General features: G+C 50.3%; 20 protein-coding genes and 2 pseudogenes. 3 read left to right on the top strand and 19 right to left on the bottom strand.

Annotated elements, in window-relative coordinates; genetic code table 11:
* Positions 1-32: 32 nt before the first annotated feature.
* Positions 33-863: pseudogene (locus tag TX85_RS04595) on the bottom strand (mannonate dehydratase); the annotation flags it as partial.
* 149 nt (positions 864-1012) lie between these two features.
* Here TX85_RS04595 and TX85_RS04590 point away from each other — a divergent pair.
* Positions 1013-1681 carry a GntR family transcriptional regulator gene (locus TX85_RS04590; RefSeq protein WP_044477936.1) on the top strand — a complete coding sequence of 223 codons (669 nt, stop codon included), beginning with the start codon at positions 1013-1015 and terminating at the stop codon, positions 1679-1681.
* A gap of 209 nt (positions 1682-1890) precedes the next feature.
* Here the strand turns inward: TX85_RS04590 and TX85_RS04585 are convergent, their stop codons facing one another.
* The 10 genes from TX85_RS04585 to TX85_RS04540 form a co-directional block, all read right to left on the bottom strand.
* Positions 1891-2130, bottom strand: coding sequence for a NifU family protein (locus TX85_RS04585; RefSeq protein WP_044477935.1), 240 nt, complete (start codon positions 2128-2130; stop codon positions 1891-1893).
* A gap of 48 nt (positions 2131-2178) precedes the next feature.
* A complete protein-coding gene (locus TX85_RS04580) occupies positions 2179-2391 on the bottom strand; it encodes a hypothetical protein (protein ID WP_044477934.1) in 213 nt (70 codons plus the stop codon).
* A 57-nt stretch (positions 2392-2448) separates the two neighbouring features.
* Positions 2449-3846, bottom strand: a complete 1398-nt coding sequence (sufB, locus tag TX85_RS04575; RefSeq protein ID WP_044477933.1) for a Fe-S cluster assembly protein SufB — start codon at positions 3844-3846, stop codon at positions 2449-2451.
* Positions 3847-3887: 41 nt separating this feature from the next.
* Positions 3888-5171: a Fe-S cluster assembly protein SufD gene (gene sufD, locus TX85_RS04570; protein WP_044477932.1), complete on the bottom strand. Its 1284-nt coding sequence runs from the start codon at positions 5169-5171 to the stop codon at positions 3888-3890.
* 47 nt (positions 5172-5218) lie between these two features.
* Positions 5219-5998: a Fe-S cluster assembly ATPase SufC gene (gene sufC, locus TX85_RS04565; RefSeq protein WP_044477930.1), complete on the bottom strand. Its 780-nt coding sequence runs from the start codon at positions 5996-5998 to the stop codon at positions 5219-5221.
* Positions 5979-6500, bottom strand: a complete 522-nt coding sequence (locus tag TX85_RS04560; protein ID WP_049894948.1) for a MarR family transcriptional regulator — start codon at positions 6498-6500, stop codon at positions 5979-5981. Before TX85_RS04560 ends, sufC begins: the two co-directional genes overlap by 20 nt.
* Positions 6501-6745: 245 nt before the next feature.
* Positions 6746-7327: a YitT family protein gene (locus TX85_RS04555; RefSeq protein WP_262362642.1), complete on the bottom strand. Its 582-nt coding sequence runs from the start codon at positions 7325-7327 to the stop codon at positions 6746-6748.
* A gap of 40 nt (positions 7328-7367) precedes the next feature.
* Complete coding sequence (locus tag TX85_RS04550; protein ID WP_044477928.1) at positions 7368-8216, bottom strand: PRD domain-containing protein; 849 nt, start codon at positions 8214-8216, stop codon at positions 7368-7370.
* 32 nt (positions 8217-8248) lie between these two features.
* Entirely contained in the window at positions 8249-9709 is a 1461-nt protein-coding gene (locus TX85_RS04545; protein WP_044477926.1) for a glycoside hydrolase family 1 protein, read from the bottom strand.
* 19 nt (positions 9710-9728) lie between these two features.
* A complete protein-coding gene (locus TX85_RS04540; RefSeq protein WP_044477925.1) occupies positions 9729-11594 on the bottom strand; it encodes a beta-glucoside-specific PTS transporter subunit IIABC in 1866 nt (621 codons plus the stop codon).
* Between the two features lie 293 nt (positions 11595-11887).
* On the opposite strand from TX85_RS04540, the gene TX85_RS04535 reads away from it, so the two are divergent.
* Positions 11888-12886, top strand: coding sequence for a CobW family GTP-binding protein (locus TX85_RS04535; RefSeq protein ID WP_044477924.1), 999 nt, complete (start codon positions 11888-11890; stop codon positions 12884-12886).
* 97 nt (positions 12887-12983) lie between these two features.
* Here the strand turns inward: TX85_RS04535 and TX85_RS04530 are convergent, their stop codons facing one another.
* The 8 genes and pseudogenes from TX85_RS04530 to TX85_RS04500 form a co-directional block, all read right to left on the bottom strand.
* Positions 12984-13988, bottom strand: coding sequence for an ABC transporter substrate-binding protein (locus tag TX85_RS04530; RefSeq protein ID WP_044477923.1), 1005 nt, complete (start codon positions 13986-13988; stop codon positions 12984-12986).
* Positions 13989-14049: 61 nt separating this feature from the next.
* Positions 14050-15123 carry a methyltransferase domain-containing protein gene (locus TX85_RS04525; RefSeq protein WP_044477922.1) on the bottom strand — a complete coding sequence of 358 codons (1074 nt, stop codon included), beginning with the start codon at positions 15121-15123 and terminating at the stop codon, positions 14050-14052.
* 16 nt (positions 15124-15139) lie between these two features.
* Positions 15140-15919, bottom strand: a complete 780-nt coding sequence (locus TX85_RS04520; RefSeq protein ID WP_044477921.1) for an ABC transporter ATP-binding protein — start codon at positions 15917-15919, stop codon at positions 15140-15142.
* Positions 15916-16935 carry a FecCD family ABC transporter permease gene (locus tag TX85_RS04515; RefSeq protein WP_392391831.1) on the bottom strand — a complete coding sequence of 340 codons (1020 nt, stop codon included), beginning with the start codon at positions 16933-16935 and terminating at the stop codon, positions 15916-15918. Before TX85_RS04515 ends, TX85_RS04520 begins: the two co-directional genes overlap by 4 nt.
* A gap of 59 nt (positions 16936-16994) precedes the next feature.
* On the bottom strand, positions 16995-17741 hold the full coding sequence (locus TX85_RS04510) for a class I SAM-dependent methyltransferase (RefSeq protein ID WP_101781156.1): 747 nt from the start codon (positions 17739-17741) through the stop codon (positions 16995-16997).
* A 161-nt stretch (positions 17742-17902) separates the two neighbouring features.
* Positions 17903-18094, bottom strand: a pseudogene (locus tag TX85_RS25745) (LCP family glycopolymer transferase); the annotation flags it as partial.
* Positions 18095-18414: 320 nt separating this feature from the next.
* On the bottom strand, positions 18415-19104 hold the full coding sequence (locus tag TX85_RS04505) for a class I SAM-dependent methyltransferase (protein WP_044477918.1): 690 nt from the start codon (positions 19102-19104) through the stop codon (positions 18415-18417).
* A gap of 133 nt (positions 19105-19237) precedes the next feature.
* A complete protein-coding gene (locus TX85_RS04500) occupies positions 19238-20149 on the bottom strand; it encodes an AraC family transcriptional regulator (protein ID WP_044477917.1) in 912 nt (303 codons plus the stop codon).
* Between the two features lie 151 nt (positions 20150-20300).
* Between TX85_RS04500 and TX85_RS04495 the strand changes: the two genes are divergently transcribed.
* Positions 20301-21494: an MFS transporter gene (locus TX85_RS04495; protein WP_044477916.1), complete on the top strand. Its 1194-nt coding sequence runs from the start codon at positions 20301-20303 to the stop codon at positions 21492-21494.
* Positions 21495-21655 lie beyond the last annotated feature (161 nt).

Below are 21655 nucleotides of genomic sequence, written 5' to 3'. Positions count from 1 at the left end.
GTGCCTTGGCAGTCTCAGTCCCCGTTATCAAACACTTTCACATTGCGGATATGGGCAAAATGAATCCGGTCGTGAAACTCGCGGATCATTGCCGGCAAGTCGTTCTCCGGATTCGATCCCAGCGAACCCGTGCAGAAGGTCAGACCGTTGTACGGGCTGTCCACGGCGTCCAGCATGCGGCGAATCGTGTCCCGGTTGCGGATAATGCGCGGCAGGCCGAAGATCGGCCACGCCGGATCGTCGGGGTGGATCGCCATCTTGATATCCACTTCTTCACACACCGGAATAATCCGCTCCAAAAAATACTTCAGGTTTGCAAACAGCTTCTCTTCCGTTACATCCGCATAGGCGGCAAACAGCTCATCCAGCTTCGCCAGCCGTTCCGGTTCCCAGCCCGGCATGGTAAATTCTCCGGCGCCTTGCAAAATTCGGTCCACCATCTCCCGCGGATTGTCCGTGATAGCAGCCTTTTCATAAAAGAGCGCGTTCGAGCCGTCGGGAAGCTCTTTGTACAGCTCTGTACGCGTCCAGTCAAAGACCGGCATGAAATTATAGCAGATCACTTTAACGCCGACTTTGGACAGTTTACGAATGGTATCGATATAGATATCGATATATTTGTCGCGCGTCGGCAAGCCGATTTTAATATCATCATGAACGTTAACGCTTTCCACAACCGCCGTACTGAAGCCTTTGCTTGTAATTTGGTCGGCCACTTCCTGAATCCGTTCCATTTCCCATACTTCTCCGGCCACTTTGTCGTGCAAGGACCAGACGATTCCCATAACTCCGGGAATTTGCCGGATATGGTCAAGGGTAATGTTGTCATTCCCTTCTCCATACCATCGCCATGTCATGTTCATTTCATGATCTCCTCCTTCTTGTATACAAGATTGAAATGATCATAAGACACAAGTTTGGGAAGCGTCTGTTAAATTTATCACCTAGCTTGAATTCGATTTGTGTTAACATGATGTATACCAGATAATACGAAATCAAAGCAGGAGTCCACATGTCAATTAAAGATGAGATCATGCGATCACTGAAGAGCGAAATCCTGACTCTACAACTAAAGCCCGGCACCATTCTGAGCGAAACCGCCCTATCCGAACGTTTCCAAATCTCAAGAACCCCGCTTCGCGATGTGCTGAAGCAGCTCAGTTTGGAGTCCTATATCGATATCTATCCGAAGAAAGGCAATCTTGTTTCCTTTATTGATTTGGAATCGGTGGAACAAATCATTTATTTGCGCAGCGTACTGGAGAAAGAAATTATCAAATATTTATCCTCCCACCTTCTGCTCACAGGCGTTCATGAGCTCAAGGAGATTTTGGACAAGCAGCTGGCCGTTATCCATGAAGACGAAGGCGGCGAACGATTTATGAATCTGGACGACGCTTTTCACCAATCCCTGTTTCGGCTGGCCGGGCGGGAGTTCCTGTGGAATCTGATTCAGCAGTCCAATGTCCATTACGCCAGATACCGCAGGCTGCATATGTTGAGGAAGGAAAAGCTGGTGGAGCTCCATCAGGAGCATAGCACCCTTCTCGAATTTATGATGAATAAGGAAATCGATAAACTGGACGAACTTATCCATCATCATTTGAGAGAGGATATTAATTCTATGTACTTACAAAAAAATTTCGCGGAGTATATTAAGACCGGGGCTGGGGCGTCATAGCTGAAAAAGTTCAGGGCAGCTGCCTAAGCATCTGCCCCTGTAATCAATTAATTATTTTTTTGGGGAATACCTACAAATCGGTTTCGTTGATTTGATTCGGCATTTTTCCTCCTGAATGTCATCCCCATGATGAAGAACATTATGATTATTGAAAAAGGAACCCATGAAGAGTTCCCTTCCGGCGATACCTTCTTATCGTTAAAAGAAATTTAGAATACTTGTACAACCTCCTTAATATCATCGATTTCCTCAAGAATTGCCCGTTCAATAGCCGCCTTTAACGTAATCGTCGCACTTGGGCAACCGTTGCAAGCTCCCAAAAATCTTAATTTAGCTATACCGTTCTCAACCTCTACCAATTCTGCGTCTCCACCGTCACGCAATAAGAAAGGACGTAGCTTGAAAAGCACTTCCGATACTTCGTCGAACAAAATCCCGTTATCCTCCATCATGCAAGCTCCTCTCATTGTTTTACCAACAGTCAATTCTTTCCTTTTTCATTCTGGATGTTCTGATTGATCCTTTGCCTTTTTTGTAAGAGAGGCCTCTTGTTCTGAAAGTTCCATTAAAATCGTATAAATGGGATCTGTAGGTATCATCACACCACAACTTGTAGCCATTCCTAAGAGCATACTAAGATAGAACTGGATTTTCTTTTTCTCTCGAGTAATTTGCTCTAATTCTGAGCTGTCTGAGTTATTTTTCTTCATTAAAACACACCCTATGCCTCCTATTAAGTGAAACGCTTGATGGATGAAAGGAATAAATCAACCGATGCTTCCCTCCATTTCAAATTGAATAAGCCGATTCATTTCAACAGCATATTCCATCGGCAATTCTTTGGTAAACGGCTCAATAAAGCCCATTACAATCATTTGTGTGGCCTCTTGCTCTGTAAGCCCGCGGCTCATTAAGTAAAATAATTGCTCCTCGGACACTTTGGATACGGTTGCCTCGTGCTCCAAAGTAATCTGATCGTTCTTAATTTCATTGTATGGAATCGTATCCGATGTCGAGAGATTGTCCAAAATTAACGTATCGCACTTAATATTGGACTTGGACCCTGCGGAATCGCGGCTGAAGCTGGACAACCCCCGGTAGCTGACTTTGCCTCCCTGCTTGCTGATGGATTTGGATATGATCGTAGAGGTTGTCTCGGGAGCAAGGTGAATGACCTTCGCACCGGCATCCTGATGCTGATCTTTACCAGCTACGGCAATGGGAAGGATGGACCCCTTGGCTCCCCGTCCTTTCAAGATTACAGCCGGATACTTCATTGTTGCCTTGGAGCCGATGTTGCCGTCCACCCATTCCATTGTGGCGTTCTCTTCTGCGACGGCCCTTTGGGTTACCAAGTTGTAGATATTAGGAGCCCAATTCTGAATGGTCGTGTAACGGACACGGGAATCTTTCCGGCAAATAATTTCAATAACTCCGCTATGCAGAGAACTGGTACTATAAATAGGTGCTGTACATCCTTCAACATAATGGACAAAGCTGCCCTCTTCGGCAATAATTAGTGTCCGCTCGAATTGGCCCATATTTTCGGAATTGATACGGAAATACCCTTGTATCGGAACCTCACACTGAACGCCCCGCGGAATGTATACGAAGCTGCCGCCCGACCAAACCGCACTGTTAAGCGCCGCAAATTTATTGTCGGCAGGAGGGATGATCGTCCCAAAATATTGTTTAAACACTTCGGGGTACTGCTTTAATGCAGTGTCCGTATCAAGAAAAATAACGCCCTGATCCTCCAGTTCTTTCCGCATATTATGATAGACGACTTCCGACTCATATTGAGCGGATACGCCCGCCAGGTACTTTTGCTCCGCTTCAGGGATTCCCAGCTTATCAAAGGTGGCTTTAATCTCGGAAGGAACCTCCTCCCAGGTCTTTCCCTGTTTTTCCGAAGGGCGAACGTAATATTGGATGTCATCCAGATTTAGCCCGGCCAAATCCGCTCCCCACCCAGGCATCGGCATTTTGTAGAATTGTTTCAGAGCTTTCAGCCGAAAATCGAGCATCCATTCCGGTTCTTCCTTGATTCGGGATATTTCCCGGACAATCTCTTCAGTCAGACCTTTTCCGGATTGAAAAATAGACTGGTGCCCGTCGCGAAACCCGTATTTATACTCGCCCATATCCGGCGCTTGTTTAGCCATTAGTAACACTCCTTTTTAACCTTTCAGACTCATTTGATTTGCTAGGATCTGCCGAGCTTGCTATCCACCAAATCTTGCAGGCGGCCGCGAACCCCCTCTAGCGGGATTTCCGAAATGACAGGAGCGAGGAATCCGAAAATAACAAGATATTCGGCTTCACTCCGTGATATCCCGCGCGACATCAGATAATAGATTTGTTCCGCATTGACCTGCCCCACGGATGCAGCATGACCGGCGGTTACATCATCCTCATCGATCAGCAGGATCGGATTGGCATCGCCGCGGGCTTTAGGACTTAACATAAGCACGCGTTCTGTTTGCTGACCATCGCAATGGGTTGCGCCTTTTTCAATCTTTGTAATTCCGTTAATGATGGCGGTAGCTTCATCAAGCATGACTGCACGCGTAATCATCTGGCTTGCCGAGCTTCTGCCAAAATGCCGGGCTTGCGTTGTGTAGCTCGATTTTTGAACGCCCGTGCCAATTGCAATCACCTTCGTGTCGGATACCGACCCATTGCCTTGAAGCAAAGTCTTGGTATCGCTGGCGGTATAACCCTTGTTCATCTCGCCGATAATCCATTCTACGGCCCCATCGGCAAGAACGACCGCCTGCCGCTCGGTGAAATCCGTTGTTGCTGCAGCAAGCTGATGAACCGAAGCGACTTGCACCTTCGAGCCCGCTCCCGCAAAGACCTCAACCACACCGTTATGCAATGCCTTGACATCATCCCCGCTTGATACACAATGATCTACATAGATGATCTTGCTGTTGCTTCCGGCCACAATTAAGACGTGAGGGGCGAATCGCACCCCGCTTGTATCGTTAAGAAAGATCGCTTGAATCGGCGCTTCAACCTCGATACCGTCCGGGACATATAGAAACACGCCGCCACTCCATAAGGCGCTGTGTGCAGCAGATAAACGATGCTCCTCCGGCTTCACTGCCTGATAGAGATAACGCTGAACCAACTCCTCATGCTCTTTTGCCGCAGTATGCAGGTCCGTTAAAATGACTCCCTGGGCGGCTAAGCCCTCGGACAATTCCGTATACACTACATCCGAATTGTACTGAACGATCAGTCCGCCTATCACTGGAGAAGCAACCAAGCCTCGAACAACCTCCGGCGCCTCTTCCAAACTTGACCACGGATGCTCCGCTTTGTAATCTCCGGTTTCGTAGATATCCCATTTCTCAAGTTTGGTTTTCTCCACTTTAGGCAGCTCCAGCGTTCCTGCCAGCTCGAGTGCCTGAATCCGGCGTTCAAGCAGCCAATGAGGCTCATCCATAGCACTTGACCAAGCGCGTAAAGCATTCGCATTCATTGAAATTCCTGTCGGTATACCCACTTGCGTTTCCTCCTCTCCCGCTTTTAAACTTCCTCGCCTACCGTCTCATCCGTAATCCCAAGTTCCTCTTTCACCCAATCGTACCCTTCGGCTTCCAGACGGTGCGCAAGCTCCGGGCCGCCCGATTTGACAATCCGGCCTTGCATCATGACATGCACAAAATCGGGGGTAATATAATTCAACAGGCGCTGATAATGAGTAATGATCAAAAAACCTCGATCCGGGCTGCGCATCTCGTTTACACCATTAGCCACAATACGCAGTGCATCAATATCAAGCCCGGAATCTACTTCATCCAGAATCACGAATTTGGGCTCAAGCAGCATCATTTGCAAAATCTCATTCCGCTTTTTTTCACCGCCGGAGAATCCCTCATTCAAATAACGATGCGCAAATTCCGAGTTCATCTCCAGCCCCTTCATTTTGCTCTCCATTTCACGGACAAAACGGATTAAGGAGATCTCATCGCCTTCTTCACGCCGGGCATTGATGGCGCTTCTGAGAAAGTCAGAATTCGTCACGCCGGCAATTTCACTCGGGTATTGCATCGCGAGGAACAAGCCTGCCCGGGCACGCTCATCCACCTCCATCTCGAGAAGATCCTCATTGTCCAATGTCACCTTGCCGTCCGTAACTTCGTATTTGGGATGGCCCATTAAGGCCGAAGCCAACGTACTTTTTCCCGTTCCATTAGGTCCCATAATCGCATGAATCTCTCCGCCATGAATCTCCAATGTGAGTCCTTTTAAAATTTCTTTGCCTTCAATCTTGCTTCTTAATTCCTCAATCTTTAAGGTCGTCATTCTCCCGTACTTCCCTTCCGTAGAGTTTTTCGGCACGCGCCAACAAATCACTCATAAATTTTCCGATCGTCTGTAACTCAGCCTCTGAATAGGACTCAATAAATTGGTAAAAACCTTCTTCCTTTTCTTGATGCAGCTTTTTATGCAAATGATAAACACGTCTTCCCTTATCCGTTAAGCTAAAATAAATCTCCTTCCGATTGTTGTTCAGCTGACTCTTCCTAATAAAGTCCGTTTCCAGCAGCTTTGAACAAATATTAGTAATGCTTGCTTTGGACAAATCCATTTTCTTCACAATTCCGGTATGGTTTATAGGTTCATAATCACCAATGCAATCGATCACGTGGACACTGGTAATATTGTTAGAAAGCATGTCGATCTGGTGCTCTCTGGCTTGTTGCCGAAACATGTCAATTTCATGCTCCATATACAACTCGTTCAGATGCAGCATTTTTATATACTGCTCGTAAAGATGACCTTTAAAATCATTTTGAAACTCCAATTTCGCAATCTCCCCTCTCTTGTAGTAATTGCGGACCAAATTCAGTGGCAGCAATAGATCATTACTTTTTTGTTCAGTACTAAACAAAATCATCTTAACACAGGTGATAATGATTATCAATATCAATAATTTTGATAAGCTGCAATTTTTGAGCCGCCTCAAACCTCATAGAAATCGCCCTTCAACTAGCCTGCCAGGCCAGTTGAAGGGCGATTAGTATAGATCATAATATTATCGGGATACCGTTATGCCCGGCGGAATCTTGCAATGAGATGGGGCACCGATTTTGTGAAGTCCATCGTTCGTCCCATAATGAGGGATGCCAGGAATGTGAAAAATGCCGTTTTGATGTCCATGATCATAGCTCCAAGTAAAAGAACCACAAAATCAAATGCGATATGAATCGTACCCATCTTTAGATTAGGAAAATGAAGTTGAATTAACCGTCCTATCAGTCCAACCCCACCGCTGGTCAGCCCTTGACTAAAAACGATGCCCGACCCGAATCCCAGGCATGCCCCGCCTATCAGAATGCCTAACCATAGCGGAGGGTGCACCCAATTTCGGATGGGATACAAAAGGTCGAGGAAGACGGACAGAGCCCCTGCAACAATCACGGTCTGGATCACGAAGGAACGGCCAATCCGTTTCCAAGCCAGCAATAGCAAGGGGACGTTAAGAGCAAACACGATGATCCCCGGACTCCAATTTAGAGTATAGAGCGTGAGAATCCCGATTCCCGGAAATCCTGTACTGAATAAGTGAACGGGAACATATCCTGCGTTTACGCCTAAACCCATAATAAAACATCCAATGAACGAAATCATAATTCGGTTCAAATTCAATATGGAAGAACCTCCGTCTAATCTAAGCCAACTGGTTATGGGAGATCAGCCTGTGAATATGCACGGCCAGATAGGTGAGCTCCTCGTTTGGAATGGTTTTTCCGTATACCTGATGAATATACTCCTTGATTTTGAACGCCCCGTCCATCGCCTGCGGGTACAGGCTGGCGATTTGCTCAAACAGGATATTGTCCGTATTCTCCAGCATCTTATCCTTGTAAAACCGCTCCACAAAAAACTTTACATGGGTTACAAAACGGGTATAATGAACGTTTTCCGCTTCCATATCAATATTCATTGAGTATCTCACCAGGTTGACGATGCTGCCGATCATTTTGGCCATCTTCATGCTGTCCCTGGATTCCTTCTCCCCGCTTTGGGCATTGATCAAATGAAAAGCGATGTTGGCCGCTTCTTCTTTGGGCATGTCGATGTGCAGCTTTTCTTTGATCAGCTCCAAGGAGAAGAGTCCGATTTCAAACTCCTCGGCATAGTAATTTTTAATCTCCCAAAACACTTTGTTGGCAATCGCGATATTTTTGTGATAGCGTTCCACGGCAAAATGCAAATGGTCCATAAGGGTAAAATAGATCCCCGTGTTGAGCTTGGTTTGCAGCTTCTTTTCCGCGTAAGTCACGATTTGCCCGGTCAGTTCCACGTATACCGGAGGAATAGCGTCCAATACGCCAAGATACTCTTTGACTTTGACATTTTCGACGGGTACGAAGATTTGATCGGCTTGGTGCTCCTCGACGGTATTGCCCGCTTTCTGGCCGTAGCCGATGCCTTTGCCAAACAGAATGTACTCTTTGCTCTGCTCATCCTCCACCAAAACTACGCTGGAATTCAACACTTTTTTGATTTTGATCACACGGGTTACCTCCCTAATCAAAAGATGGGGAACTAATCCAAATTTTCGCCATTGGTTTCAATCACTTTTTTATACCAGTAAAAAGAATCCTTGCGGCTGCGCTGCAACGTGCCGTTCCCTTCGTCGTCCTGATCGACGTAAATAAAGCCGTATCTTTTGGACATCTGGGACGTGGAAGCGCTGATGATATCAATCGGTCCCCAGCTTGTGTAGCCAAACAGGTCGACGCCCGCTTCCACCGCTTCTTTCATTTGTTTAAAGTGTTCCCTGAAATAATTGATCCGGTAGTCATCATGGATGGAGCCGTCGCTTTCCACCCGGTCCACGGCGCCCATGCCGTTTTCCACAATGAGCAGCGGTTTTCTGTAGCGGTCGTATAACTCGATTAAGGAAATTTTCAGGCCGACCGGGTCGATCTGCCATCCCCAATCCGTAACGGGCAAATAAGGATTTTTCACCCCTGTGATCGTATTGCCGGACGTTCGCTCCAGCCCTTCTTTCGCGGACTCCGTTAATGACATATAGTAGCTGAAGGAGACAAAATCGACCGTATGCTTTCGCAAAATCTCCCTATCTCCCGGTTCCATTTGCAGATGAATATTTTTCTGCTCAAGCATGGTTTCGATCAGAGGCGGGTATTCTCCAAATACCTGCACATCCGCGTAAAAATAAGTATGCAGATTCCTCATCAGCGTAATTTCAACATCTTTGGGGTGGCAGGTATTCGGATAGGTCGTCAGCATCGTCAGCATGCAGCCTACCTGGCTGCCCGGAATGATGCGGTGGCAATCCGCCGTCACCAGCGCCGAGGCGACAAATTGGTGATGCAGCGCCTGATAAATGACTTCTTCCACCTTGCCCTCCGGACAACGGTCCGGGACAATACCCGCGGTCGTGAAAGGATGGCGGATGATGCTGTCGATTTCGTTAAAGGTCAGCCAATATTTCACCAGGTCCTTATACCGCGAGAAGCAGACATTGCTGAATTTGACGAAATCATCAATGACCTTTCTTTCCGCCCACCCGTTGTATTTGACGCTCAATGCAAGCGGCATTTCATAGTGGGAAAGCGTGACGATCGGCTCGATGCCGAGCCGTCTCATTTCCGTGAACAAACCATCATAAAATTTCAGCCCCAGTTCATTGGGCTCGTTCTCTTCCCCGGTCGGAAAAATCCGGCTCCAGGCGATCGAGACGCGCAGCGCCTTGAAGCCCATTTCGGCAAACAGCGCCAAATCCTCCTTATACCGATGATAAAAATCGATTCCTCTGCGTTTGGGATATTTTTTGACGTCCGGGTCCTGCATCGCCCGTTCGATCATTTCGGTGGTCACGGTCTGGTGCGCTTCGTAATCCTCGACATTTAAATGAGGTCTGTACATAGCTATGTCAGCGACGGACGGACCTTTCCCATCCACGTTCCAGGCACCTTCCGCCTGATTCGCGGCAATGGCGCCGCCCCATAAAAAGTTCTCTTGAAATCCTCTGCTCATGTCTATTCTCTCCCTTGGTTTAATTTTCTAAAGCGGTTACAACCATCAAAGTATCCTGGCGGTTCACCTGTTTTAGATCGGCAACCTCCACCTTGTATTTGTCCTTATTGGTCACGATGGCGATGGTTACCGGATCGTAGCCTTCTTCAATAATTTTTTCGAGATCGAACTTCATTAGTAAATCGCCGGCTTTCACTTCATCTCCGACCTGCACCTGAGGCTCAAAATATTTGCCCCGCAAGCGGACGGTATCGATCCCTACATGGAACAACAGCTCGATGCCGTTCTCCGTACGCATGGCCATCGCATGGTTTCTGCTGTAAATGACTTCAATTTTGCCGTCCGCGGGCGCGTACAATTCGCCTTTGGCGGGAATGACAGCAATCCCCTCGCCCATCGCCTTGCTGGAAAAGACCTCATCCTTCACTTCGGACAAAGGAATCATTTCCCCGATCACCGGGCTTTTGAACTCTTTTGCCTCGGTAAGCTGGTTAACCGATTGGCGCTCTTCCGCCTTGGCCTTATGGTCCTTGCCGAGAATAAAGGCTGAAACGAAGGCAACCACAAAGGAAATAACGAGCGCGATGACGGCGTTAATGATATTCCGCGGCAGCTCTTCCGAGATGAACATGGATAAACTGGCTAATCCCGGTCCGACCAGCACATAAGCCTGCAAGCCGACGATGCCGGTATACGCCCCGCCGATCAGCGAGCTGACCATGACGCTGCCGAGTACTTTTTTATTTTGGAGCGTGACCCCGTACAAGGCCGGTTCGGTGATGCCGAACAAGGCGGATATCCCGGCCGAAATCGCCGTGGCTCTCAGCGCTCTATCTTTGGTCCGTACCGCAACCGCGAAGCAGGCGCCGCTTTCAGCGATATTATGAGCCAGCGAAGCGGGCATATAGAGCAGTTCCTTGCCGGTGCTTCCCATCGCAGAGAGTGCGTAAGGAATGAGCGCTTTGTGCATGCCGACCGATACCATCAGCGGCAACACGGCGGCCAAGAGCGCTACGGCTATCCACCCCACCTTATCAAACAAGGCTAAGATGATCGCTGAGAAACCTTCACCGAGCGTATAACCGAGCGGACCCAAAATTAATAATGAAATCGGAACCGTAATCAGCAGCGACATCATCGGGACAAAAAAGATCCGGATCACCTTCGGTGATATTCGCACAAACCATTTTTCCATTTGGGCATAGAGCAAAACGGTCAGAATCGCCGGAAAGACCTGATAGGCATAGGCGATGCTTTTGATCTGAAGGCCGAACAACTGGGCGCCTTCCCCGAGCATGGCCGTCATGTTCGGCAGCAGCAAAGCGCCGACGGCAGCCAGAGCCACTAATGTATTGACTTTCAGTTTATTGGCGGTAGTAACAGCCACCAATAATGGGAGAAAATAAAGCGCGGCGTCCCCGATTTGAAACAGGATTTTATAAGTGTGGCCTTCCGGGTCCAAAACATTCATTAACCCGAGCAGCAGCAACAACGACTTTAACATCCCGGCCCCGGCAATCGCCGGAATCAGCGGCTGAAACACGCCGACGATAAAGTCCAAAATTACGCTGCCGAGTTTTCTCTTCTCTTTCGGTTTCACCTCGGATGCCGCAGCAGCAGATTCCGAATTCGGATTCGGCGAACCTCCCAACAACTGATGGACCGCCTCATAAACTTCAACCACTTCATTGCCGATGACGACCTGGCATTGACCGGTCATTTTAACGGCGATCACGCCGGGAATACTTTCGAGCCGCTTGATATCGGCTTTACTGTTGTCGATCAAGGTAAAGCGCAGTCTTGTCGAGCAGTGTTCAAAATGGGCGATGTTTTCCTTGCCGCCCACATACTTTAGAACCTCCGCGGCGGTTTGTTTGTAATTCATGTCCAATGCTCCTTCCTTTTGTAAAATTATGCGAAAGGACGCAGGCCTTTATGCAAATAAAAAAAGGACCTAAAACGACAAATAAAAGATTTGTCATTTTAGATCCTGCCTGCTTTACCAGTCACATGTCTAATGGGTGTATTTGATTAATTGAATTATATATCACGGTTTTGAAAGCGTCAACATTTTGTTGGTATCTCAAAATTTGACAATCCGTTCACTAGAGCCTATAATTAATAGTAAATTTTACGATTAACAAAAGCCGCAATTTTTGTGGTAAAGGAGCGAGAGTAATGAGCACTATGCAAGATCCCCGTATTCCCGTAACCGTGTTGACCGGATTTCTCGGCGCCGGAAAAACAACCCTGCTGAACCATGTGTTAACCGCAGAGCATGGCCAGAAAATCGCCGTTATTGTCAACGAGTTCGGCGAAGTTGGCATCGACAACCAACTGGTCGTCGGCGCAGACGAAGAAATTTTTGAAATGAACAACGGATGTATCTGCTGTACGGTGCGCGGCGATCTCATCCGCATCCTTGCCGATTTGAAAGCTGCGAAGCAAGGAAAGGGCGGCCGCCGCAAGGCCGATTTCGACCGCGTCTTGATCGAAACCACCGGCCTGGCTGATCCCGCGCCGGTGGCGCAAACCTTTTTCGTCGATGATGAAGTAGCCGATTTCTATAAACTGGACGCGATCGTCGCAGTCGTGGACGCCAAGCATGCCGGACAGCATCTGGACGAAGGACATGAAGCGCAGGAGCAGGTTGCGTTTGCCGATGTGCTGCTGCTCAACAAAACGGACCTGGTTTCCGAGGAAGAGCTTGAGCAGTTGGAAGGGCGTCTGCACGCGATGAATCAGGCCGCCAAGATCTACCGTACGCAGCAGTCGCAAATCGAAATCGACCGCATTCTGGGCATCAGCGCTTTTGATTTGGAGAAAAAATTGGAGCTTGAACCCGGATTCCTGGAGGAAGAGCACCATGACCACGATGACGAAGTTTCCTCCGTGTTTTTCCGCGAATCCCGCCCGCTCGATTTGAAAAAGGTGGAGCGTTTCATTAGCGAATGGCTGGTTGAACACGGCGTGGATACTTTTCGCTATAAAGGGGTGCTCCATATCAAAGGCAGCAAAAAAAGAGTGGTCTTCCAAGGCATTCACATGCTGTTCGGCGCATACCCGGACCGGGATTGGAAACCCGGTGAGGTGCCTGCCAGCGAATTTGTCGTGATCGGCCGGAATTTGGACGAGGCCTGGTTCCAAAAACAATTTGCCGCCTGCGTAGCCGACTAAAACGACTAAAACAGCTCGAACCTAAAGAAGAAGCGACACATTAGCGTGCCGCTTCTTTTTTGTGTAACCGGCTTATGAGGACTTCACGTCGATTAAGTTACGGCTTGACTTGATCCGGATACATCCCGGCGGCGAGCGTTTTTAGCGCGATCGGCGCCCGGACGCCCTCGGCCGCCGCCGACAGCGGCAGCACGATAAAGCGCGCGTCGCGAATCGCCTTCACATCGGCCAGCGAGGCCATGTTCAGCAAGCGCTCCTTCTTTTGCTCCGCGGTTTCGTCCCCGTAGTCGACGATTACGATCACTTCCGGGTCGCGATGTACCACCTCTTCCCAGCTTACTTCCGCCCATCCCTTGTCGATATCATCGAAAATATTTTTCCCGCCAACCTGATTAATTAGATTGGTCAAGTACGTATTGGCCGCCGTAAACGCCTTGTCTTCCCCGCTGTCATAAACGAAAACCTGAAGCGGCTGCTCCACCGGGCCGATCTGCGTCCGAATCTCTTCCAGTCCGCCGCGAATCTCGTCCACCAGCGCTTCGGCCCGGGCCTCGATGCGGAATATTTTCCCGATGTTCAAAATGTCCTGATACACGTCATCAAGCGTCGGCTTCGATTTATTGGAGGATTCCTGCACATAGGTCAGCACGCCTTGAGCGGCCAGATCCGCCCGGGAACCGAGCGTCTCCTCGGTGAACGCGCTTTGCCAGCCCGCATAAGCGAAATCGGGCGAAGCGTCCAGAAAAACCTCTTTGGAAGGATATTTATCCGATAATACCGGGATATGTTCATACTTCTCTTTGAATTCTGGCAGGATGCGGTCATCCAGATAGGCCGTCCCCACCATCGACGATTCGAGGCCCAGCGCCAGCATCACCTCGGTCGCATGCTGATTGAGCGTTACGGCTCGCTTCGGCGCTTCCGGGAAACGGAGCTTCTCCCCCATATTCTCCAATTCGACGGGGGCCTCCCCGCCCGCTGGAGGGGTGGCGGAAGAGTTTGAGGGCGAGGCAGACGGACCATTGCCGCCGCTGCAGGCGGACAGAACCGCCAGTAAAATAAGAATGACCAGCAGAAACGCCGGGTTGATGATCTTTTTCATAAGTTTTCTCCTTCGTAGGATCGTTGTTTGTTCTGTAATAGCGCGAGTTCAAAACGGCCTCCTAAAGCTTGCGGGCAATCAGCGTCACCGTTGCCGGAGCATCCGGCGCTTCGCCTGGAATTGCGCTGGCAAGCGGATATCCGCCGTTCCCCCAAATATAAGGGCGATACGGCAGTACGTCCTTCCCCGCTGCAATTGCTTCCTTGATCGTTTCCGCTTCGCCGAGTCCGTCGGTCGTCCGGTTTATTCCGAACGGAACTGCCGTCGGCCAGGGCTCGACCAAGCCGAAATTCCATACGGCCCGGGTCGCTTCGAAGCCTGCCGAGGCCAGAAGCAGAGCGGCCTCCTTGGGCGTGATCAACGCAAATTCGCGTTCGACCCGGTACCGCGAAGCCATCGCGCCGTCGACATACGTTTCGTAATCGATGGTACAGCGAAACAGCTGCCGGGACAGGGACGTCTCCCCTTCCAGACGGCGGGAGACCCATTTATTCGGCTGCAGTTGCTTCCTTTGCCGCGTTTGCCAACCTGCGCCGGCCGGAGGCAAATGCACATCCACAGCGACGTGGCCCCCGTCCTCCAAGCTGCGATGCAAATTGCGCAGCAATGCGACATGCTCCTCCATCAGCGTATAATGCTGCAGGAATCCGTCGGGACAAAGGGCGTGGGTAAAGGCCGCCTCGGAGCAAAAATCCAGGGCATCCGTTTCTACCAGCTGGAGCCGTTCTTCCGCTTCGCTCTTGAAGAGGCGCTTTCGTTTCGTTTCCGCCGTCTTCAGCATGCGCGGGCTCCAATCGACGCCGCAGTACCGCTCCGTCCGCGGGGCAAGTTCGGCGGCTAAACGCCCGGTACCGACGCCAAGCTCCAGCGCCCTGACCGGCTTCGCCGAGGTCTCCAGCCAATTCCGGTAAAAGTCGATCCCCGCTTTGCCGGCAAACTGCTCGTAATACTCCGCTTCATCCCCTTCATACTTCGGACTCGGCTGGCGCTCATGCCGGACGCCTTGAAGTCCGCAACGCGAACACACCGTTCCCGCCAGCTTCGCCATCGGAATTCCCGACGGCACGCCGTTTCGCGTGTCTCCGTTCCATTCGTCATACGCATATCCGCAATAGTTGCAACGGGTCAAAGCCATCTTTCTCCCTCCTTATTCATCGGTTTTCGATCATCTCCGGCAAGTAGGTAATCGACGGTCTTCCCGTACAGGGATGCCGCGAAATTTGCGTCTCCACACCGAACACGCGGCGCAGCAGATTCGGGTGCAGCACTTCATCGGGGGTCCCCGAAGACACGATCCTGCCGGCCTCCAGCACATAGATGCGATCACAGTAATAGGCGGCAATGTTCAAATCGTGAAGCGCGGCGAGCGAGGTCAACCGGAGCGTCTTGACCAAATCCATCATCTGCAGCTGATAGCGGATATCCAGATGGTTGGTCGGTTCGTCCAGGATCAAAAAGCCGGCTTCCTGGGCCAGCGCCCTTGCGATCAGGACGCGCTGCTTCTCGCCCCCCGACAAGGTGGAAAAGCTGCTGAAGGCGGCATGCCCCAGACCTACCCGCGCCAAAGCCTGCTCCGCGATCTCGCGATCCTGCACGGAGTCCGCCTCCAGCATGCGCTTATGGGGAGCGCGCCCCATCATGACAATGTCCCAGACCGTAAAATCGAAAGCGACGTTTGCTTCCTGGCTGACGACCGCCAGCTGCCGCGCCGTTTCCTTATGCGTCATGCGGGATAAATCCTGTCCGTTTAGGTAGACACCGCCCAAGTCGGGCTTCAGCACGCGGTACATATTTTTGAGCAGTGTCGATTTCCCGCTGCCGTTCGGACCGATCAGCCCGATGAACTCCCCTTCGCGGATTTCCAGGGAAATGCCTTCGATCAAGCGTTTGTCCCGAATGCCAAAGGATAAATCCTCCACTGTGATGTTCATTCTTGTCCACCTCCGAATGAATACGAGCTGCGCCGCAGCAGCCAGATAAAAAACGGGCCGCCGCATAACGCGGTAACGATGCCGATCGGCAACTCTTCCGGCGCCAGGACGAGTCTGGCCAGGACATCCGCCCATACGATGAAGATGGCTCCCAGCAGCAAGCTGATCGGGAGCACCCGGCGATGGTCCGACCCGACAAGCAGCCTGACGATATGCGGAATCATCAGCCCGACAAACCCGATGGAGCCGCTGATGGCTACCAGGGTGCCGGTAAGTAAAGCCAGGATCAGGATCAAGCCGATCCGGAGACTCTGGATGTCCACGCCGAGGGTAACGGCCGCATCATCGCCCATCAACAGCGAGTTTAACGCCCGATACTGGAATAACAGCAGCGCAGCGCCGGCGAATACAACGAGAGCAGGGAGGCCCAAATAGGCCCATTTCGCCCCCGTCAAGCTGCCCATCATCCAATACAGCGCCGTGCGGATGCCCTCCTCCCGCGGTGCCATCGTAACGATAAAATTCGTGGCCGCCGACATCATCATGGAAATGGCGATTCCCGACAACAACAACCTCGTGGTGGAAAGGGTTCCCCTTACCCGCGCCAGCAGATACACCATCCCCATCACGGCCAGCGAACCGAGAAAAGCCGAGAGAGACAAGGCATATTGTCCGAAAAATTGAAACGCTCCGAACAGGATGACGAGTGTCGCCCCGACCGAAGCTCCCGACGATACGCCAAGAATATACGGATCGGCCAGCGAATTGCGCATGAGCGCTTGCGCGGCGACGCCAGCAACGGATAATCCGGCACCGACGATTACTCCGAGCAGGACTCTGGGGAAGCGGATATCCCATACGATATGCCCTTGACCGGCACTCCAGGTTTCCTCCACCCATCCGGAGAAGCCCGGCACATGGGAAAATGCGATCTTCCAGACGGTCGCCGGATCGATTGCCACCGGCCCCAGCATCACCGCGACCGTAACTGATACCAGCAGCAAGGCGGCCAGCATGATCACAATCCCGGAGAACAGGAAGCGGCTCCCGGCAGCTTGGGGTTGCGTCCCATTGTTCATGGCTCCCGTTCCCCCAGCAGGATCATCCGCGGAGAACGCCGTTCGTCGTAAGCTTCCCCGTCGTAACTTCCACGCATGGCGTCCAGCCGAAGTCCCGCGCTTTTCAACAGGCTTTCCACTCCCTCCGGTGAATAGAGCTTCACGCGTTCCCTATAGCTTCGGGGCTCGCTCCCCGGTTCTTCAATCACGATATCCTTGAACACAAAGCCCTGTTGGATCGACCGGCGCTCGATAATGAGCGCCCCGTCCTCCTCCCGCCTGGAAAAGGGAACAAGATGATCCCGGGTATATCCGGCGTTCAACACATCGATGACAAAACGGCCGCCCGGTATGAGCGCCTTCCGGATCTGCTTCAGGACGTTCAGCTGTTCGCCGTCGGTCTCGAAATAGCCGAACGAAGTGAACAAATTGACGACCGCATCGAAGCCTTCCGTAAAAGTGCCGTCTTCCGGCAATGCGCGCATATCGGTTTCAACCCACCTGACGCATCCGGCAGCATCGGCTTCTTTAGCCTTTTGCAGCAACACGGGGGAAAGATCCGCGCCCGTGACGCGATAGCCGGCTTGGGCTAGCGCCAGAGCATGTCTGCCCGCTCCGCAGCAAAGATCGAGTACCCGACTTCCCACCGGCAACCGCAACCAGTCCATCACCCGTTGAACAAAGCGGTCAGCTTCCTGTTGATTGCGATGCTTGTAAACAAGCAAATAGTCCTCGCCAAAGCTTCTTTCATACCAAGCCATCAACATTCCTCTCTCCATACGCTCTTCCCCTCTCTTTTAATAGTAAAAATTACGATTAATTGACGACCCAAATTGCCCTTGTTTTTAACCCCATAACTCTACCCTCCTCGTAAACAAAAGCAGTCCTCTATTATATTAATCGTATTTTTTACGATTATCAATTAAATTTTATAGGCCACCGCTTTAAGGAAGTCGCGACTGACTTTGGGTGCGCGTAAAATCGGACATGGCATCATGACAAAAACGAACGTATTGCAGTGCGGTTTTCCCATCCAGATGCTGCTCGCCCTTGTCCAGATGGAAATCGTATTCATGCCGATCGGCCTTGTTTTATAACGCATGTCCTTTTCCGCATAAGACTTGGAGGTCTCGAAACGTTATGACGGTTTCCTCCCCGCCCCTAAGGATTCCAAACACGCCATTGATTATATCTCTTTCTTCTAAAAAAGTGAATTTGTAAGCAAGTCGCAACATATGAAAAGAAGCGGGAGCGGTCTGTGGCCAGACCGCTCCCGCCAAGCAACCGAGAAGGTTGGATGATGAAACCAGGGACTGAGTAGCGAGCGTAGGCAAACCTGCGTGAGCAACGGAAGGCCCGGCCGAATTCAATGATTCGACGTCGATTCCGCTGCTTGAACCTGCTTCGTCATGGGGAAGTCGACTTTTTGAACAACCTTTATAAAGGCGCTGTAAAACGGAACAGATAGGCCTCTTCGTACTCATATTGAATGCGGTCCCGCACGCTTTGGAAGAACCGCTCATTTGCGGACAGCGGAATGTACGTATTCGGCGTCAGCCGGGTAATGCCCGCTGCGAACCCTTCCGCAAGGAAAGCCCCGGCTATCTCGTCGAGCGAGTGCAGATTCATCGGAAGCTTGCCGCCGCTGTCGATTTTCTCGCGCATGTAGGGCAGGCTCGGATTGTTGCTGTAATCGCTGTAGCTTGCGTAATAGACGCCTCCAGGTTTGAGCGCCGCTTTGAGCTTTTGGGCATGCTCCCGCAGATCGGAGATTAGGTAGATCACCGCGGTGCTAATGGCCAGATCAAAGCGCTGTCCCCATTGCTCCGGAGACGCTGTCGCTACGTATGTGAGCGGCAAGTCCCCCTTCCGTTCATTGGCGACACTGATTGATTCGATGCCCAAGTCGGTTCCTACCCCTTCCTTGAACGGATGCCGGGCGTACAGATATCGCAGGAAGCCGCCCTGATTGCACCCAAAATCCAGAACGGAGAAATTCTCCAGCTCCCCTTTCTCCACTATGCGGTCCAGCACTTTCTCCCAAAAGGGAGCGTGGCTATCTTCCATTTGCTGTTCGCTTTCCGCCGGTGCATGCCACCACCGGTCATACAACGCTTCCTCTTTCATCTAGCCGACTCCTTTCAACTATTGTTCTCTCACCTATTATTCGTAATTATTACGCTCAATAGTCTACCAGCATATTTCCATTCTGTCGAGTCTCCCGCCTCGTTATGGGTGACCAGGAATCCGGGATTTTACCCTAACATTCAACAAATCCTTTTGCTGTCCCTGCCCCCTGCTTTCGCAGATTTTGGGGTGTGGTGCCAAATGCCTTCTTAAACATCCGGCCAAAATATCCGACATTTTCAAAACCGACCGTTCCGGCTATTTCCGTAACGGTATTTGTCGTGGTTTGCAGCAGTTTCCTGGCTTTATTCAAGCGGAACTGGATCAGGTAGTCCACGGGAGAAGTATCTGCCCCTTCCTTGAAGCAGCGCAGCGCCTCGCTTTTGCTTACCTTGGCGGCAGAGGCGATATCTGCAAGTCGGATTTTTTCCGTATAATGCTCATAAATGTACTCCAGCATCAGCCGCAATCGTGCCTGAGTAGTCTGGAAACCCGCGTTTTGCGGCAACTCCATACAGGCTTGTCTATTCATATACAATATGCGCCAGATGGAGGCGAGGTTGATCTGTACGTCCAGCTCTCTTGTCTCTTCCTCCGAATTCAATAAGCGGAAAATCCTGTGCAAGGATTGCAAAATCTCGCTTTGCCAATCAATCTGATTGCTTAGAGATAAGCAAGAAATGGAAGAGTACAATACGGGTTGTACAAATTTTTGGTATACCGTTTGATTCCCGCCCGAAATCAGCTCCGAACCAAATACGATATTGGGCACAACCGCTCTTTCCCCTGCCTCATAACCGTGAATGACTTTTGAATTAATGAAAATCCCATCCCCTTGGCAGAGCTGCACGCTCTCTTCGCCAATCAGATAATCCGCCTTCCCTTCCTGAATGACGGCAAACTCCAATTCATCATGCCAATGTCGATTGACGTTGTGATTCGGGAAATTGTCCGTATCGTCCAGATAAAATTGGATTGGAAATGGTTTGGAGCCATGTGTTGCCAACTCCCGAAGTTGTTTATCTGTAGCAACCGCTGATTGCAATTCAAGCGCCTCCGTTTTTGGCGATATTGTACTATAAACATGAGCAATACTGCAAGTAAATCAACATTTTCATGTGATATATTTATACTCATGTGCAAACTGTTGTATTTGGCATCCGTTTATCTATTAGACGATATCTCAGGAGGGAATTATGGCTACACTTCTTTTAATCATCATCTACATCGCATTCATCAGTTTAGGGATACCGGATTCGCTGTTCGGGACCGCCTGGCCTGCAATTAATCAGGAATTCGGCTTGCCGGTTTCGGCGGCGGGATATGTGACGTTTATCATTTCGGGATGTACCATTATTTCCAGTCTGATCAGTGCAAAGGTGATCAACAAATATGGCACAGGCAAGGTCACGGCAATTAGCGTTGTCATGACCGCTGCCGCTCTGCTTGGATTTTCTTATTCACAAAGTTTGGCATGGTTTTGCCTGTTTGCCATTCCGCTCGGATTAGGAGCCGGAGCTGTAGACTCAGCGCTCAACAATTACGTGGCGCTCCACTATAAGTCCAGTCACATGAATCTGCTGCATTGCTTTTATGGCATTGGGGTTTCGATAAGCCCGTATTTGATGTCGCTGGCACTTTCGGAGCAGGACAATTGGCGAGGCGGTTACTACACTGTCTTCGTGATCCAAGGTGTCATCGCATTGATTACCTTGTTTTCATTACCATTATGGAGGATAGCAAACCAGGACAAGCAGGAGGCGAAGGATGAGGCTTCCAAAACGGTCAGTATCGCATACCTGTTTAAGCTGCCTTCGGCGAGAGCGGCGTGGCTGATGCTGATCGCTTCCTGTGCGATTGAGTACACAGCCGGCATTTGGGGAAGCACCTTCCTTGTATATACCAAAGGCTTGTCTGTAGAAAGTGCAGCCAAATGCCTTACCTTGTATTACGTCGGAATGGCTACAGGAAGGCTGCTGGCGGGTTTGGCCGCGAATAAGTTGACCAGTTGGAAATTAATTCAAATCGGACAGTGTATCCTCGTTGCGGCGATTGTCATGCTCATGCTGCCCTTGCCCACTGTTGTATCGGCTGCCGCTCTATTTTTGGTCGGCCTTGGCAACGCACCGATCTTCCCAAATCTCCTGCACTTAACACCAAGAAATTTTGGCAAAGAGATCTCACAGTCAATGATGGGCACTCAGATGGCTGCCTCCTATGTGGGAATCGCACTAATGCCTCCGTTGTTTGGTCTGCTGGGGCAATCGCTTGGCTTGAATGTTTTCCCCTATTTTCTGATGCTGCTGTTTGTTGTTATGATTCTGTCCATGAGCCGTCTGATGGTGATGCTAAAAAAGCAAAATCTGTATGACGGACGCTGGTTTCAATAGATGAGGCCAATATTGGATGATATAAGGATTCTTGTATGTGAATCTATTCTTGGTATAATCCTCTTTATAGATAAAACCTGAAGGAGAGGAAGCTGTAATGAATAGCAACGATTTGATAATCATGAATTTTGAAGAGGTTCGACGCAGGAGTATAAAGGTTT

The sequence above is a fragment of the Paenibacillus antibioticophila genome, from assembly GCF_000455265.1.
Lineage (GTDB): Bacteria > Bacillota > Bacilli > Paenibacillales > Paenibacillaceae > Fontibacillus > Fontibacillus antibioticophila.
This window is presented reverse-complemented; position numbering and strand designations above follow the sequence as displayed.